This window comes from Myceligenerans xiligouense, from assembly GCF_003814695.1.
In the GTDB taxonomy this organism is placed as follows: domain Bacteria; phylum Actinomycetota; class Actinomycetes; order Actinomycetales; family Cellulomonadaceae; genus Myceligenerans; species Myceligenerans xiligouense.
In genome coordinates this window covers 3,708,962-3,722,430 of sequence record NZ_RKQZ01000001.1, presented here as the reverse complement: position 1 = coordinate 3,722,430, position 13,469 = coordinate 3,708,962, and the positions used below count along the sequence as shown (strand labels likewise).

Genomic DNA, 13,469 nt, shown 5'->3' with positions numbered 1-13,469 from the left:
CCCGTCGTGGCGGGTGCGCGGACGGCGCGCGGGCGTCACAGGGTCGCCGCCGCGAGCGCCTCGTCCTGGCCGTCGAGTGTGATCTCGATGCGGTCCATGTCCGTCAGGGGCACCGCCGAGGAGGCGTCCAGGCCGGTCGTCGTGCCGCCCGACCACACCCAGGTCGCCGCGACGGTGCGAACGCCGTCGTGGCCGACCACGACGAGTTCGTACGTGACTGGTTCCCGCGGTTCGTAGTCCTGACCGGCGGGCGGGTCCTGCCCGGGGTCGGGTGGGTAGTGGCAGGACCACTGGAACTTCGTTCCCCAGGTGGTCGGAGTGACGACCACCTGGGCGCTCATGTCCGCCTCGCCGACGGGGTGCAGTTCGACCGTTCGGGCGTTCGCCGCGGTGACCGGCGGCGCTGTCGTGCCGACGCCGTCCGGCGACCTGAACGGGCCGGGGCCGGTCAGCAGTGAACCGCCGGCCGCTCCCGCGATCAGCAGGGCCGATGCGGCGACCGCGCCGAGTGTTCGTCGCCGTCGGCGGGATCGTCGAGCCGCGCGGGCGAGGGGTGCGAGCGGGACGGCCGGTGCGAGGCTGGTGTCGGGCGCACCGCCTGCGCCTGCACCTGCGCCTGTGTGGGCAGGCGGGGCGCCGTCCGGCAGGGGCGTGGCGCCTGGTGCGTCCTGGGTGGGTGACTCGGCTTGTGCCGGGGACACGGTGCTCAGCAGTCCCGGCATTCCGGCGAGCTCGGCCACCGCGGCGCGGCAGGTGTGGCACGCGGCCAGGTGTCGTTCGTAGGCGTGCCGGTCGCTCGGGCTCAGGGCGCCGAGCACGTATGCGGCGTCCCAGTCGGCGTAGCGGTCGCCGCCGTTCCTCTCTGCCGGCGCCATCATGACGTGACTCCTTTCTCCTGCAGTGCCAGGCGCAGCGCACGCAGCCCGTAGTGCAGGCGTGACTTCACCGTCCCGGTCGGGACGCCCAGCTCGGTGGCGAGCTCGGCCACCGAGCGGCCGCCGTAGTACGCGCCGACGACGACGGCCCGGTGGTCCGGTGAGAGCGACACCAGCGCGTCGGCGACGAGCCACGAGTCGAGTACCGCCTGGGTCCTGTCGTGCTCCTCGCGTTCGGGCAGGTGACCGGTGGCGTGTTCGCGGGTGCGGCGCGCGCTGCGCAGGTGGTCGACGACGAGGTTCCGCGCGACCGTGAAGAGCCAGGCGCGCACGGACTCCTCGGACCGTTCGAGCACCTCGGGGTGGCGCCATGCGCGCAGCAGGGTCTCCTGCACGACGTCGCGCGCCTCCTCCTCGTCGCCCGTGCGGCGCACGACGTACCGGTACAGCGCGTCGGCATGGGATTCGTGCACCGCCTCGAGGAGTTCGTCTTCTGCGCCCACGAGGAGATCCTCTCCCTACGCCCCGGACCGGAGCTGCAGGGAGAACTCGATGCTGCCCTCGTCCTCCACCGAGACGAACCCGAGGTCCGGGGCCTCGACACCGAAGTCGGTGAACGTGATCGGCACGCTGCCGATGACCTGGACGGGGCCGCCGCCGGAGGCGTCTCCCGCGACCTCCGCCTCGACCGTCGCCGGCTGGGTGACGCCGTGGATCGTCAGGTCGCCCGTCAGCTCCACCGCCGTGGCGCCGCTCCGGAGTTCGGCCGGGTCGGTCAGTTCGAAGATCGCCGTGGGGTAGGTGTCGGCCTCCATCGCCTGGTCCCGGAAGTACTGGTCGCGCCGGGTCTCGTCGGTCGCCACGCTGGCGATGTCGACCTCGATGCCGGCCGCGGTGATCGTGCCGTCCGTGACCGTCACGGATCCCGTGACCTCTTCGGTGCGTCCCGTGACGGTCACGTCAGCGCCCTGCAGCACCTCCTCGACGCGGTACCCGGCGAACGAACCGTCTCCCACCGTCCACGTGCCCTCGGCGGCCTCGGTGTCCGCGAGGGGCGCCATCGATGTCCCGAGCGTCGGTTCGTCGTCCGCCGCTTCGCTTGCCCGGTCCGCGTACAGGCCGGGTCCGTAGATCCCTGCCACGACGCCGACGGCGACCACTGCCGCGCCGGCCCCGATCGCGACCTTCATCCGTGTGCGCACGCTCCGCCCCTCTCGTTCGCGGTCCAGCTGGATGCTGGTCCCTGCCCCTGACGACGGGTGAAGGGGCGTGGGGGTTCAATCGGATCCGAACCTCGGGTCGTGGGGCGGACAGGGCAGGGCGGACAGGGTGGGGCGGACAGGGTGGGAATGCCCGGGCGTGACGGGTGCCCTGGAGTGGTGGATGCTCGCACTCGTCGTCAGCCCAGTTCCAGGCATGTCACCTTCCAGGTGCCACGCCTGCCCTCCAGCCGGACCGCCGCGGCGCGCACGCGTTCGCCGTCGTGCAGCACGACCGTGGCTTCGGCCGATGTCGCGCCGAGCCGGACGAGACGCACCCGGCGGACACCGACCCGTGGTGCGGCGGGCCGCGCCCGGCCGGCCCGGGTGCCGCTCAGCAGGCGTTCTCGTGCCACGAGCTGGTCGTACACCTGCGTGGAGGTCCACCGCGCGAGCTGATTGGCGGGTCGTTCCCCGCGCAGCACCTCGATGGCCGCCCGAGCGACGCGGCAGACGAGCGCGGTGGGGTCGGGTAGGGCGGGCTGTGGTTCGGGTTCGCGGTGTTCGTCGATCTGGCTCAGCAATTCGGCGGCGCGCGTCATGCTCGGGTCGGAACCGCCGAGCTGTACCTTGCGCAGGCTGCGCCGAGGTTCCTGGGCGGTGGGTTCGGTGCGCCGCCGGGGCTGGGGGACGGCGCGCGTGCGCACCGGCTTCGGTGTCTCGGTGACCGCGGTCATGGCTGGGCTCCCAGGGGTCGCGTCTCCGGTGCGTGGAGCACCGTTCCGGGGCGGATGAGGTCGGGGTCGGGGCCGATCGCCCCGCGGTTCGTGGTATGCCACGCGGCGACCTCGCTCGCGATGCGCGCGGCGTCCGGTGCGCCGGCGTCCGGTACGTCGGTGCTCGACGTGCGGTTGTTCGACGTGGGTCGGTCGGGCTGGAGGTGCTCGGTGGCGATCGACCAGAGAGTGTCGCCCCGCTGCACGACGACCGGCACGCCGTTGGAGCGTGGAGCGCCGGCACGCTCCTTCCGGTCGACCTGGCGGGTGCGCTCCGGATCCCGGGCGCGTCCGGAACCGGGCCGGTCGGTACTCGTGCCCCGGACGTCCGGGGCGAGGGCGTCCGGCCCGGCCAGGTCAGCCGTTGTCGCGCCGAGCACGCTACCGACGGCCCCGTCATCCGATGTCGGCTGCCAGCCCAGGTCGAGTACGACGCCCGAGGGCGCGGAGCCGTCGGCCTCCGTCCCGGGAGCGGGGGCGGCGAACGCACCCGGCGCCGCGATGCCGACGCCCACGCCGGCCGTCACGAGCACGCCGGCCATCCGGCGTACGAGGCGTGGGGCGCAGCGGGCGAGGAAGGCTCGCCCGGCGCGCCAGTCCCGGCCGCCGCGACGAGCTGCCGCGTACAGCAGGCCCACGACGGCTCCGAGCGCTATCCATCCCGCGCAGACCGTGGCCCCGGCCTCGATCAGCAGCTCGACGGTCCGGTCGACAGTTCCCGTTCCCTCGCGCCAGACCCGCGCCGCGCGGGTCGCCAGCAGCACCGCGGCGCCCGCGGCTCCGACCGCGATCGCCGCCAGCGCGATCGGATTCGCACTGGATCGCACACCACTCTCTGTCAAAGCCATGTAGTACCCCCTGTAGCCCTGATGACGGGTCAAGATCTGATCAGGCATCCTCCGGGTGCCTTTTGATGGTTTTATTGAACAGCAGGCGTCGTCTGTCGTCCACCGATGGGCGGAGGGGCTGTGGATGACGGAGAGTGGGTCCGTGGACACATCGGATGCTCGCTGGTCGGATCTGGCCGCGGACCTCGACGCGCTGGCCGAAGCGCACGCCACCGCCGAGTCGGACGCCATGATCGCGGAACTGACCCGCGCGGAACACGCGACGATCGATCTCGCGGACCGTCTGCGGGCCGCCACCGGAACACTCGTGGTGATCGACCTCCCGGACGGCGAGTCCGTGCGCGGAGTGATCCGCGAGGCGGCGCGGACGTGGCTCCTCCTGGCGGGTCCGGCGCGTGGCTCGCAGCGGCATCTCGTCCCGTTGCCGGCGATCGACGGCGTCTCAGGACTCGGCGCGGGTTCGGCCCCGGCGGCCGGGCGAGAGCTCGCCCTCACGACCCAGCTGCGTGACCTGCAACGCGACCGGCGGACCGTGCTGATCCGCACCCGCGGGCGGGTGCATCGCGGTCGCATCGCCCGGGTGGGCGCCGATCACCTCGATCTCGACGTGCTGGACGGGGGCCGGAGGGAATCGCGGGTGATCCCGTTCTCCGCGCTGCTCTGCGTGAGCCACGCTCCGCCCGGCATGGCGCCCTGACCCGGGGAGCGCCCGCCGGGTACGACGAGAGGCGGCACATCCCGATGGGATGAGCCGCCTCAGGGGTTCGTGCCGCCGGCTGTAACTCTCAGCCCTCACCGGCCTTGAGGCGCTCACGGCTCTTGGCGTACTGCCGCTCGATGTAGGACTCGAGCTCTGCCGCCTCGATGCGCCAGACCTTCTTCGGGCCCACCTGGATGGCCGGCAGGTCGCCCGTGCGCACGAGCGCGTACCCCTGCGCCATGGAGATGTTCAAGGTCTCGACCACGTCAGCCAGAGAGAGAAACCGCTTATCCATGACACCACTATGGCACAGGTCGCGGACGGGGGCACGGAAAATCACAGTTATCCACAGAAAGAGTTCATCGGATGCCGGATCTTGGAGCTTCGCTCACCATGTCTGGGTGACGTTCACCGCCTTGGGTCCGCACACGGAGAGGAACTACATGATCGACGCACCGCCCGCACCGAACGACGGCCGAGTCGCTGTGAGGCTGCGTCCGCCTGGCTGGCGAGATCCACGGCTGCTGGCGGGCATCGTGCTCGTCGCGATCTCCGTCGCACTGGGCTCCTGGCTGGTCGCGTCCGCCGGCCGCACAGTACCCGTGTTCGTCGCCGACGGCGCGCTGACACCCGGTGAGCCGGTCACGCGAGCCGCACTCCGTGTGGTGGACGTCAGGATGAGCGCGGGTCTCGACCGCTACCTCCGTGCCGACGAGGAGCTCCCGTCCGGGCTGGTGGCTCAGCGCGTGGTGGCGGACGGTGAGCTGGTCTCCCGGTCCGGGCTGGGGGACCGGAGCACGATGCGGTCCGTCACGCTCCCGATCTCCGGTGGCGTGTCCGAGCGCATCCGGCCCGGGGCGGTCGCCGACCTCTGGTTCGTGCCCGACGGCGGGCCCGGGGCCGCGCCCGGAGGTACGCGGGGCACGTCGTCGGGCGGCTCCGAGCCGGACACCCTCGCCGAGGATGTGGTCATCGAGCAGGTCGAGGTGCCCGACGGCGCACTCGTCGTGGCCGGCACCACGACCCTGCACGTGCTGGTGGAGCAGGACGCCCTCCCCCGGGTGCTCGGGGCCCTGGCCGAGCCGGGGAGCCTCGCCGTCGTACCGGTCGGGGGAGCGGTCCGGTGACCGGCCCCGGCGCGATCACCGTGCTGTGCGCGGTCCTGGGGCCCGCGGAGGCGGACGTGGTGCGGAGTCTCGGCGAGCCCGGTACGGGGGTGACCGTCACCCGCCGGTGCGCCGACCTCACCGAGCTGCTCGCCGCGGCCGAGGCCGGATCCGGGAGGACGGCGGTCGTCTCGGCGACGTTGCCCGGCCTCGGGCGGGAGGCGGTGGCGCGGATGCACCAGGCGGGGGTTCGTGTCGTCGCCCTCGACGAGGCTCCGGAACCCAGTACGGACCGGCTCGCCGCCGTCGGGGCCGACGGTGTGGCGCGCACGGTGGAGGACCTGCTCCCCGTGGTCCGCGACGAGACCATCGTGCCGCCCGCGGCGGCGGCTCAGCCGCCCGGAGGCTCCGTCGCCCGGACGGGCAGGGGCAGGCTTGTCGCGGTGTGGGGGCCCGTCGGAGCACCCGGTCGGACCACCACGGCCATCGAGCTGGCCGTGGCGCTGGCCGCCGGTCCGTCGGCTGCGGACGCCCCGGGTCGGCACCGCCGGGCAAACCTCCTCGCACGACGCGGCGCGCTCGGGCCGGTCCGTCGTCGCGCACCAGGTGGTGGATCCCGCGCGTCGCGCGGTCAGGCCCGGGAGCAGGTGGTTCTGGCCGACGCCGACACCTACGGCCCGTGCGTCGCGCCTCGCCTCGGCATGCTCGATGACTCGGCGGGCCTGGCCGGTGCCGTGCGCGCCGCGGGTGTCGGACCGCTCGACGTCGAGACCCTTGCCCGCCATGCCCCAGTCACCCTCCCCGGCGTCCGTGTTCTCGGAGGAATCGGCCGCCCCGGGCGGTGGGCCGAACTGTCCGGGGCGGCGCTCGACGCGGTGTGGGAACGCCTCCGCGACCTGGCGGACTGGACCGTGATCGACACCGGTCCCGTCCTGGAGACCGACGAGCTCCTCTCCTACGACACGCGGGCTCCGCAGCGCAACGCGGCGACCCTCGGGGCCCTCGCCGCCGCCGACGTGGTGGTGGTCGTCGGCGGCGGGGACCCGATCGGCCTGCAGCGTCTCGTGCGTGGTCTGGACGACCTGGCCACCGTTCCCGCGCCCATCACTCCGGACCGTCTCGTCGTCGTGAACCGCGTGCGGGCCGCTGCGGTCGGGGCGAACCCCCGCATGTCCGTGCGCGCCGCACTGACGAGGTTCGCCGGCGTCGACGCGCACCTGGTGCCCGACGACCCGGCCGGCCTCGACGCCGCTCTCCTGAGCGGGCGTACGCTCTCCGAGTGCGCCCCGGGATCACCCGTACGAGCGGCGTTCGGAGAACTCGCGCAGCAGGTGCGTCAGGTGGTGCGTGCGCGGAGCTCGGCCGCCGCCGACACCTCTCCGTGGGTCGGCATCCCGGCGGCGTCGCGTGGCTAGTGCACCGGCGTCCACCGGTCGACGGGAGGTCACGGGACCTGAACCGTGCCCCCGTCCCCGTCCCCGTCCCCGTCCCCGCCGACGCCGGCGTCAGCGAGGAACGGTGCCGACCTCGGACCAGTCGTACCAGAGCAGATCGCGATCGGTGACGGCCTGGACGGCGTCAGCGAGCGCCTCGTCGTCGTCGGTGTCGGCGGCTGCCCGGACCGCCGCCACGTCCGCGGCCGCGTCCGGTTCGTCGGCGTGCACGCAGACGATCGGCACGTCGGGCAGCGCGGCGGTCAGGCGGAGTGTCGACGCGGCGGCGTCGGGGTCCGCGGCATCGGCGGGCTCCAGGAGGTCATCGGGGGCCTCGACGGTGACCACGGCCCGTTGCGGGGGTGTGTCGGGCAGCGCGGCCAGGAGTGCGAGGGACGCCGCGGCGGCGTCCAGGAAGGCGGCGTACTCCACGCCTTCGGCGTCCTCGTCGGGCAGCTCGGCGACCAGGGCACGTGTCACGCCGTGCACCGAGCGCGGTGTCAATGACCAGCGGGCGGAGGTGCGACCGGCCTCGACGGTGTCGAGCTCGTCGAGGGTGGCGGGCACGTAGATGCGCATGAGAAGAGTGTGCCTGGTTCGCGCGGCGGGATCAGCACGGCGGAGCCACCGGTGCGGTGCGACCCGGCGACCGACGCTCACCCCAGCAGGTCGAGCACTTCGTCGTGCAGCAGCCCGTTCGTCGCCAGGCCGTTGTGTCCCCAGGGGCCGTGCTCCCCGGCGAGCGAGGTGAATCGTCCCCCGGCTTCCTCGACGATCGGCACGAGCGCCGCCATGTCGTACACCTCGAGTTCGGGCTCGGGCGCGATGTCCACGGCACCTTCCGCCACCAGCATGTACGACCAGAAGTCACCGTAGCCACGGGTGCGGTAGCACCGGCGCGACAGGTCGAGGAACGCGTCCAGCTTTCCCCGCTGCTCCCAGCCGCTGAGCGACGCGTAGCTGAGCGAGGCGTCGGCCAGGTCGCGCACTCCCGAGACCTTCATCCGGGTCGCCGCGTGCAGGCCCTTGCCGGTCCAGGCGCCCGACCCGCGGGCCGCCCACCAGCGCCGCCCCAGGGCCGGCGCGCTCACCAGGCCGACGACGACGTCCTCGCCGTCGGCCAGCGCGATGAGGGTCGCCCACACCGGTACGCCACGTACGAAGTTCTTGGTGCCGTCGATCGGGTCGATGATCCATCGGCGCGTTCCGCTGCCGGCCGCACCGTACTCCTCGCCGACGATCGCGTCGCGGGTACGGGCCCGCTGGAGCTGGGCGCGGATCATCTCCTCGGCGGCCCTGTCGGCATCGGAGACCGGCGTGTTGTCCGGTTTGGTCTCCACGTGCAGGTCGAGGGAACGGAAACGCGACATGGTGTGCGCATCCACCTGGTCGGCGATGACATGAGCAAGGCGCAGGTCATCGTCATAGCTGGTCTTGGTCACGGCGGCCACGTCCGCCACCGTAGCGCCAAATGCGCGCTCCACGCCGAAATGCCGCGCGGTACGGACCCGCGAATATCACGGCGCGTCGCGACTATCACGGCGCGCCGCGGCCTGTCACGCGAACGTCGTCCGGCCAGGTGCGCGGTTCGTCGTCCGGCCAGGTGTGCGAGACGACCAGGCCCCGCCTGACCGGCTCGGATAACCTCGGGGCATGACCGACGCCCCCACCGCACCGACCTGGGCCGCCCCGACCGCCGTCGGACCTCTGGACTCGACCGTCGAGGTGCCGGGCAGCAAGTCGCTGACCAACCGTCTGCTGGTCCTGGCGGCGCTGGCCGACGGCCCCGGCACGCTCCGCGGCGCGCTGCGCAGCCGTGACGCCGACCTGATGATCGCCGGCCTGCGCGCTCTAGGCGCCGGCATCACCGAGGGCGACAGCCCCAGCACGCTGCACGTCACCCCCGGCACCTCCCCGGTCACCAGCGCCGACATCGACTGCGGACTCGCCGGGACCGTGATGCGCTTCCTGCCGTCCGTGGCCGCCCTGGCCGGCGGCCCCGTCCGCTTCGACGGCGATCCCGCCGCGCGCGTCCGGCCCATGGGCCCCGTCCTCACCGCACTGCACGCTCTCGGCGTCTCGGTGGCAGGTCCCGACGGCGGCCTGCCGGAGCACCTCCCGTTCACCGTGACGGGCACCGGCTCGGTCCGCGGCGGGACCGTGGACGTCGATGCGTCGGCGTCGTCACAGTTCGTCTCCGGGCTCCTCCTCGCCGCACCGCGGTACGAGCAGGGCCTCACCCTGCGGCACGTCGGCACCACGCTGCCGAGCCTGCCGCACATCGAGATGACCGTCGCCACCCTGCGCGACGTCGGCGTCGCCGTCGACGACAGCCGCGACGGGTTGTGGCAGGTCGCCCCCGGACCGATCGCCGCTCGTGACGTGCGCGTCGAACCCGACCTGTCCAACGCCGCCCCGTTCCTCGCCGCCGCCCTCGTCACGGGCGGCACGGTGCGCATCCCCGGCTGGCCGGCCGAGACCACGCAGCCCGGGGCCCTCCTGCCCGAGCTCCTGACCCGCATGGGCGGCACCGCCGAGATCTCGGGCGACGTCCTGTCCATGACCGGCACCGGCGAGGTGCACGGCATCGACCTCGACCTGCGCGCCGCCGGCGAGCTCGCGCCGACGTTCGCCGTGCTGGCGGCGCTCGCCGACTCGCCGACGCGGCTACGGGGCATCGCGCACCTGCGCGGGCACGAGACGGACCGCCTGGCGGCGCTGGCCCGGGAGATCACGCGGTTGGGCGGCCAGGCGGAGGAGACCCGCGACGGCCTGGTCATCACACCCCGGCCGCTGCACGCCGGGACGTTCCACACGTACGAGGACCACCGGATGGCGACGTCGGGCGCGCTGATCGGGCTGCGGGTGCCGGGGGTCGAGGTGGAGGACATCGCCACCACCGCCAAGACGATGCCGGAGTTTCCCGCGCTGTGGCAGGGGATGCTCGCCAGGGGGCGCATGAGGGGAGGCCCGCGCGAATGACACGGCGCGGCGCACAGGACGAGTCGGACTTCCGGTCCCGGCCGTCGAAGCGCGGCTCGCGGCCCCGCACCAAGCGCCGGCCGAGCCATGAGGACGCCGTCACGGCCATGGTCACGGGCGTGGACCGGGGCCGCTACACGCTGCTCGTCCCGGACTCGGGGACGGTGACGCTCGCGATGAAGGCGCGCGAGCTCGTCCGGACGCGGGTGGTCGTCGGGGACCGTGTCGACGTCGTCGGCGACGTCACCGGTGAGGAGGGGACGCTCGGGCGCATCGTGCGGATCGCCGAGCGCGGTTCCGTGCTGCGCCGCACCGCGGACGACGACGACCCGTACGAACGGATCGTCGTCGCGAACGCGGACCGCCTCGTGATCGTGACCGCCCTGGCCGACCCGCCGCCTCGGACCGGGATGATCGACCGATGCGTGGTCGCCGCGTACGACGCCGGGATGGACGTGCTGCTCTGCCTCACCAAGGCGGACCTGGCCTCGCCCGACGAACTGCGCGGCCTGTACGAGCCGCTGGGCGTCGAGGTCGTGGTGACCCGGGCCGCGAGGGACGGCGACGTGGCGCCGGTGCGCCGGGAGGGGGCGGGCGAGGACGAGCTCGTCCTGGATCCGGCGTCGGTCGAGGAGGTGCGCGGACTGCTCCGGGGGAGGGCGTCCGTGCTGGTGGGCCACTCCGGCGTGGGGAAGTCGACGCTGATCAACGCTCTGGTACCGACCGCGGGCCGCGCGACCGGGGGCGTCAACGACGTCACGGGCCGCGGGCGGCACACGTCGACGTCGGCCGTCGCCCTGGCGCTGCCGACCGGGCCGGACGACGCCGCGGAGGACGCCGGTCACGACGGCTGGGTGATCGACACGCCGGGCGTGCGATCGTTCGGGCTGGCCCACGTCAAGGTCGCGCACCTGTTGCAGGCTTTCGACGATCTCGACGAGGCGGCGGCCGAATGCCCGCGCGGCTGTACCCATCAGGCGGACGCGCCCGACTGCGCGCTGGACGAGTGGGTCGAGGCCTCGCCCGACGACGAGACCCGTGCCGCCCGCGCGCTACGGCTCGCCTCGTTCCGCCGCCTCCTGGCGAGCCGTACGGGCGCGGCCTTCCGGGAGAACTGACCGCGCCCTTCCTGCCCGCCTCCGCCGCGCGGGTGCACGGCGGCTCGGTCCGCCTCCGTGACCGCGGTGGAAGGGGCCGCGTAGCGGACGGCCTGTGGCGGCGGGGTCAGCCCTCCTTGGCGGCCGACCTCGCGGACCGGGCCGCCTCGCGGGCGGCTCGAGCCTGCTGCAGGCGCCAGTTCAGGCTCGGACGGCCCTCCCTGTCGGCGCCCGCGATGAGGGCGGCACCGATCGCGCCGAGATTGCCCACGAAGCGCTGGGCACGCGCCTCGCGATCCTCGTCGGACGCGCTGAACGGCTGATTGACGGCGGCGAGGGGCACCGTGAGCAGGGCGAGCGCGAGCGCCGCCGTGCGGGGTGTCTTGCCGAACGCCAGCAGCCCACCCGCGGTCGCGAGCGCGACACCGTGCGCGCGGACGAGGGTGGTCACCTGCTTCTCGCTCAGCGGTTCGGCACCGAGCGCCTTCGTCACGAGACCGGAGCCCCGCCTCGCCGCCTGGACGTGCTCGGCGGGCTTCCGCGCGGCCTGGACGCCCGACGCGACGAACCAGGAGGCCAGGAGTGGTCGAGCGATATGTCGCAGCATACGGTCCACCTTGTCAAAGGTCGGCCGTTCCGTCCACGCCAGGACGCCCTGAGTCGTGTCGAGGCCCCTGCCGAGGCCTCGGGGACGAGGTTCCGGGTGTCGGGGCCGGCGCAGGCCCGGCCTCAGAGCGCTTCGATCCGGATCTGCTCGTGGATCTTCAGCCGGAGCGTCTCGGGTGCGCGCTCCGCGCAGGAACGCTTCACGAGCTGCTTGACCAGGTCCTCGACGCTCAGCTCCGCCAGGCACGGCGAGCAGTGTGCGACGTGGGCGCGCATCCGCTGTTCGTCCTCGGGCTTCATCTCGGAATCCAGGTACTCGTACAGGTGCTGGAGCGCGTGCTCGCACTCGGAGCCGGGAGTGTCGTGCGGGATCGGTTCCACGACCGGTTGGTCGCCCCGCTCTTGGTCCATCACTTCGCGCCTCCGGGTGCCTCTGTCTTCACCAGTCCACGTTCCACCGCGTAGTCGGCGAGGAGCTCACGCAGCTGCCGGCGACCACGGTGCAACCGCGACATCACCGTGCCGATCGGTGTTCCCATGATCTCCGCGATCTCCTTGTAGGGGAAGCCCTCGACATCCGCGTAGTACACGACCATGCGCCGGTCCTCCGGAAGCTCGGCGAGCGCGCGCTTCACGTCGCTGTCGGGCAGCCGGTCCAGCGCCTCGACCTCCGCCGAGCGCAGCCCCTGCGAGGTGTGGGACGCCGCGCGGGCGATCTGCCAGTCCTCGATCTCCTCGGCCTGCGACTGCTGCGGCTGCCGTTGCTTCTTGCGGTAGCTGTTGATGAACGTGTTCGTCAGGATCCGGTACAGCCAGGCCTTGAGGTTGGTGCCCGGGCGGTACTGGTGGAACGCCGCGAATGCCTTGGCGAACGTCTCCTGCACCAGGTCTTCGGCGTCGGCGGGGTTGCGCGTCATCCGCAACGCGGCCGAGTACAGCTGGTCGAGGTACTGGAGCGCGTCACGTTCGAACCGCGCGGCACGCGCCGCGTTGTCCTCCTCCTCGGGAGTGCGGTTCGATGCCTCGTCGGGCGTGGCTGTCTGCGGGTGATCCGTCATCAACGCCGAGCCTAGTTGCGTCACGCGTTCCTTTCCTGTGGCGTGGGTCTCGTCGAGCCGCACGACGGCGCGCCGGGGCCGCTCGGGTGCGTCGAGGAAGCCGGGCGCCGGGCGCGGCGGGCCGACGACGCCGGACGCCGTGACGGGCGCGGACGGTGCGGTGGGGAACGAGATCACGACTGCGAGAACGACGGTCTGGGCCCATCCATTCCCGTCGGGATACGTTGGGGACATGACTTCCACCACCCAGACTCCGCGGAGTTCCGAGTTCTGGCGCCTGCTCGGTGAGCAGATCGGCCACGAGCTCTCCGCGCACCAGCAGTACATCGCCATCGCCGTCTGGTTCGACGGGCACGACCTGCCGCAGCTCGCCGCCCACTTCTACCGGCAGGCGGTCGAGGAGCGGAACCACGCCATGATGCTGGTGCAGTACCACCTCGACCGGGACGTGCCGGTCCGCATCCCGGGCACCGGCGCGGTCCGCAACGACTTCGCCGACGTCACCGAGCCCTTGCAGCTCGCGCTCGACCAGGAGCAGCAGGTCACCACGCAGATCGAGGCGATCTTCCGTGCCGCGCGCGCCGAGGCCGACATGCTCGGCGAGCAGTTCCTGCTCTGGTTCCTCAAGGAGCAGGTCGAGGAGGTGGCCAGTGCGAACACGCTGCTCACGGTCGCGCAGCGAGCCAAGGACAACCTGTTCGACCTGGAGAACTTCGTGGCGCGCGAGACCATCGGCGACGCGGGCGCGTCCGCCGACGCCCCGGAGGCCGCGGGCGGAGCGCTCTGACA

General features: G+C 72.9%; 17 protein-coding genes. 6 read left to right on the top strand and 11 right to left on the bottom strand.

What is annotated here, in order from left to right; translation table 11 throughout:
- Window positions 1–35 precede the first annotated feature (35 nt).
- From EDD34_RS16325 to EDD34_RS16305, 5 genes are all read right to left on the bottom strand, one after another.
- Window positions 36–878, bottom strand: coding sequence for an anti-sigma factor family protein (locus tag EDD34_RS16325; protein WP_123815503.1), 843 nt, complete (start codon window positions 876–878; stop codon window positions 36–38).
- Window positions 875–1,378, bottom strand: coding sequence for a sigma-70 family RNA polymerase sigma factor (locus EDD34_RS16320; RefSeq protein WP_123815502.1), 504 nt, complete (start codon window positions 1,376–1,378; stop codon window positions 875–877). Before EDD34_RS16320 ends, EDD34_RS16325 begins: the two co-directional genes overlap by 4 nt.
- A gap of 15 nt (window positions 1,379–1,393) precedes the next feature.
- Entirely contained in the window at window positions 1,394–2,077 is a 684-nt protein-coding gene (locus EDD34_RS16315) for a YceI family protein (protein WP_170177105.1), read from the bottom strand.
- Between the two features lie 197 nt (window positions 2,078–2,274).
- Window positions 2,275–2,811: an Rv3235 family protein gene (locus tag EDD34_RS16310; protein WP_246012519.1), complete on the bottom strand. Its 537-nt coding sequence runs from the start codon at window positions 2,809–2,811 to the stop codon at window positions 2,275–2,277.
- Entirely contained in the window at window positions 2,808–3,698 is an 891-nt protein-coding gene (locus EDD34_RS16305) for a LysM peptidoglycan-binding domain-containing protein (RefSeq protein WP_211341616.1), read from the bottom strand. The genes EDD34_RS16310 and EDD34_RS16305 overlap by 4 nt, the downstream gene beginning before the upstream one ends.
- Window positions 3,699–3,840: 142 nt before the next feature.
- On the opposite strand from EDD34_RS16305, the gene EDD34_RS16300 reads away from it, so the two are divergent.
- Window positions 3,841–4,395, top strand: a complete 555-nt coding sequence (locus tag EDD34_RS16300) for a hypothetical protein (protein WP_246012518.1) — start codon at window positions 3,841–3,843, stop codon at window positions 4,393–4,395.
- Window positions 4,396–4,483: 88 nt separating this feature from the next.
- Here EDD34_RS16300 and EDD34_RS16295 read toward each other — a convergent pair whose 3' ends face one another.
- Entirely contained in the window at window positions 4,484–4,693 is a 210-nt protein-coding gene (locus tag EDD34_RS16295; protein WP_123815499.1) for a helix-turn-helix transcriptional regulator, read from the bottom strand.
- 106 nt (window positions 4,694–4,799) lie between these two features.
- On the opposite strand from EDD34_RS16295, the gene EDD34_RS16290 reads away from it, so the two are divergent.
- Both EDD34_RS16290 and EDD34_RS16285 read left to right on the top strand, forming a co-directional pair.
- Complete coding sequence (locus EDD34_RS16290) at window positions 4,800–5,525, top strand: CpaB family protein (RefSeq protein ID WP_246012517.1); 726 nt, start codon at window positions 4,800–4,802, stop codon at window positions 5,523–5,525.
- Window positions 5,522–6,919, top strand: a complete 1,398-nt coding sequence (locus tag EDD34_RS16285) for a CpaE/TadZ family protein (protein ID WP_123815498.1) — start codon at window positions 5,522–5,524, stop codon at window positions 6,917–6,919. Before EDD34_RS16290 ends, EDD34_RS16285 begins: the two co-directional genes overlap by 4 nt.
- A gap of 90 nt (window positions 6,920–7,009) precedes the next feature.
- Here EDD34_RS16285 and EDD34_RS16280 read toward each other — a convergent pair whose 3' ends face one another.
- A complete protein-coding gene (locus tag EDD34_RS16280) occupies window positions 7,010–7,516 on the bottom strand; it encodes a DUF6912 family protein (protein WP_123815497.1) in 507 nt (168 codons plus the stop codon).
- 77 nt (window positions 7,517–7,593) lie between these two features.
- Entirely contained in the window at window positions 7,594–8,388 is a 795-nt protein-coding gene (gene hisN, locus EDD34_RS16275; protein ID WP_425462360.1) for a histidinol-phosphatase, read from the bottom strand.
- Between the two features lie 202 nt (window positions 8,389–8,590).
- On the opposite strand from hisN, the gene aroA reads away from it, so the two are divergent.
- Complete coding sequence (gene aroA / locus EDD34_RS16270; protein ID WP_123815496.1) at window positions 8,591–9,919, top strand: 3-phosphoshikimate 1-carboxyvinyltransferase; 1,329 nt, start codon at window positions 8,591–8,593, stop codon at window positions 9,917–9,919.
- Window positions 9,916–11,037 carry a ribosome small subunit-dependent GTPase A gene (gene rsgA / locus EDD34_RS16265; protein ID WP_123815495.1) on the top strand — a complete coding sequence of 374 codons (1,122 nt, stop codon included), beginning with the start codon at window positions 9,916–9,918 and terminating at the stop codon, window positions 11,035–11,037. The genes aroA and rsgA overlap by 4 nt, the downstream gene beginning before the upstream one ends.
- 106 nt (window positions 11,038–11,143) lie before the next feature.
- Here the strand turns inward: rsgA and EDD34_RS16260 are convergent, their stop codons facing one another.
- The 3 genes from EDD34_RS16260 to EDD34_RS16250 form a co-directional block, all read right to left on the bottom strand.
- Window positions 11,144–11,623: a DoxX family membrane protein gene (locus tag EDD34_RS16260; protein WP_123815494.1), complete on the bottom strand. Its 480-nt coding sequence runs from the start codon at window positions 11,621–11,623 to the stop codon at window positions 11,144–11,146.
- Window positions 11,624–11,745: 122 nt separating this feature from the next.
- Entirely contained in the window at window positions 11,746–12,033 is a 288-nt protein-coding gene (gene rsrA, locus EDD34_RS16255; RefSeq protein ID WP_123815493.1) for a mycothiol system anti-sigma-R factor, read from the bottom strand.
- Window positions 12,033–12,914 (bottom strand): sigma-70 family RNA polymerase sigma factor, encoded by an 882-nt coding sequence (locus EDD34_RS16250; protein WP_281277769.1) that lies wholly within the window; start codon window positions 12,912–12,914, stop codon window positions 12,033–12,035. Before EDD34_RS16250 ends, rsrA begins: the two co-directional genes overlap by 1 nt.
- On the opposite strand from EDD34_RS16250, the gene EDD34_RS16245 reads away from it, so the two are divergent.
- Window positions 12,913–13,467: a ferritin gene (locus EDD34_RS16245; RefSeq protein ID WP_123815492.1), complete on the top strand. Its 555-nt coding sequence runs from the start codon at window positions 12,913–12,915 to the stop codon at window positions 13,465–13,467. The genes EDD34_RS16250 and EDD34_RS16245 overlap by 2 nt on opposite strands.
- The last annotated feature ends 2 nt before the right edge of the window (window positions 13,468–13,469 follow it).

What these genes read in the sequence shown, in the direction of transcription:
- EDD34_RS16325 (WP_123815503.1), bottom strand. Translation starts at nt 878, where the DNA reads ATGATGGCGCCGGCAGAGAGGAACGGCGGCGACCGCTACGCCGACTGG.
- EDD34_RS16310 (WP_246012519.1), bottom strand. Translation starts at nt 2,811, where the DNA reads ATGACCGCGGTCACCGAGACACCGAAGCCGGTGCGCACGCGCGCCGTC.
- EDD34_RS16305 (WP_211341616.1), bottom strand. Translation starts at nt 3,698, where the DNA reads ATGGCTTTGACAGAGAGTGGTGTGCGATCCAGTGCGAATCCGATCGCG.
- EDD34_RS16295 (WP_123815499.1), bottom strand. Translation starts at nt 4,693, where the DNA reads ATGGATAAGCGGTTTCTCTCTCTGGCTGACGTGGTCGAGACCTTGAAC.
- EDD34_RS16280 (WP_123815497.1), bottom strand. Translation starts at nt 7,516, where the DNA reads ATGCGCATCTACGTGCCCGCCACCCTCGACGAGCTCGACACCGTCGAG.
- aroA (WP_123815496.1), top strand. Translation starts at nt 8,591, where the DNA reads ATGACCGACGCCCCCACCGCACCGACCTGGGCCGCCCCGACCGCCGTC.
- rsgA (WP_123815495.1), top strand. Translation starts at nt 9,916, where the DNA reads ATGACACGGCGCGGCGCACAGGACGAGTCGGACTTCCGGTCCCGGCCG.
- EDD34_RS16260 (WP_123815494.1), bottom strand. Translation starts at nt 11,623, where the DNA reads ATGCTGCGACATATCGCTCGACCACTCCTGGCCTCCTGGTTCGTCGCG.
- rsrA (WP_123815493.1), bottom strand. Translation starts at nt 12,033, where the DNA reads ATGGACCAAGAGCGGGGCGACCAACCGGTCGTGGAACCGATCCCGCAC.
- EDD34_RS16245 (WP_123815492.1), top strand. Translation starts at nt 12,913, where the DNA reads ATGACTTCCACCACCCAGACTCCGCGGAGTTCCGAGTTCTGGCGCCTG.
- EDD34_RS16250 (WP_281277769.1), bottom strand. Translation starts at nt 12,914, where the DNA reads ATGTCCCCAACGTATCCCGACGGGAATGGATGGGCCCAGACCGTCGTT.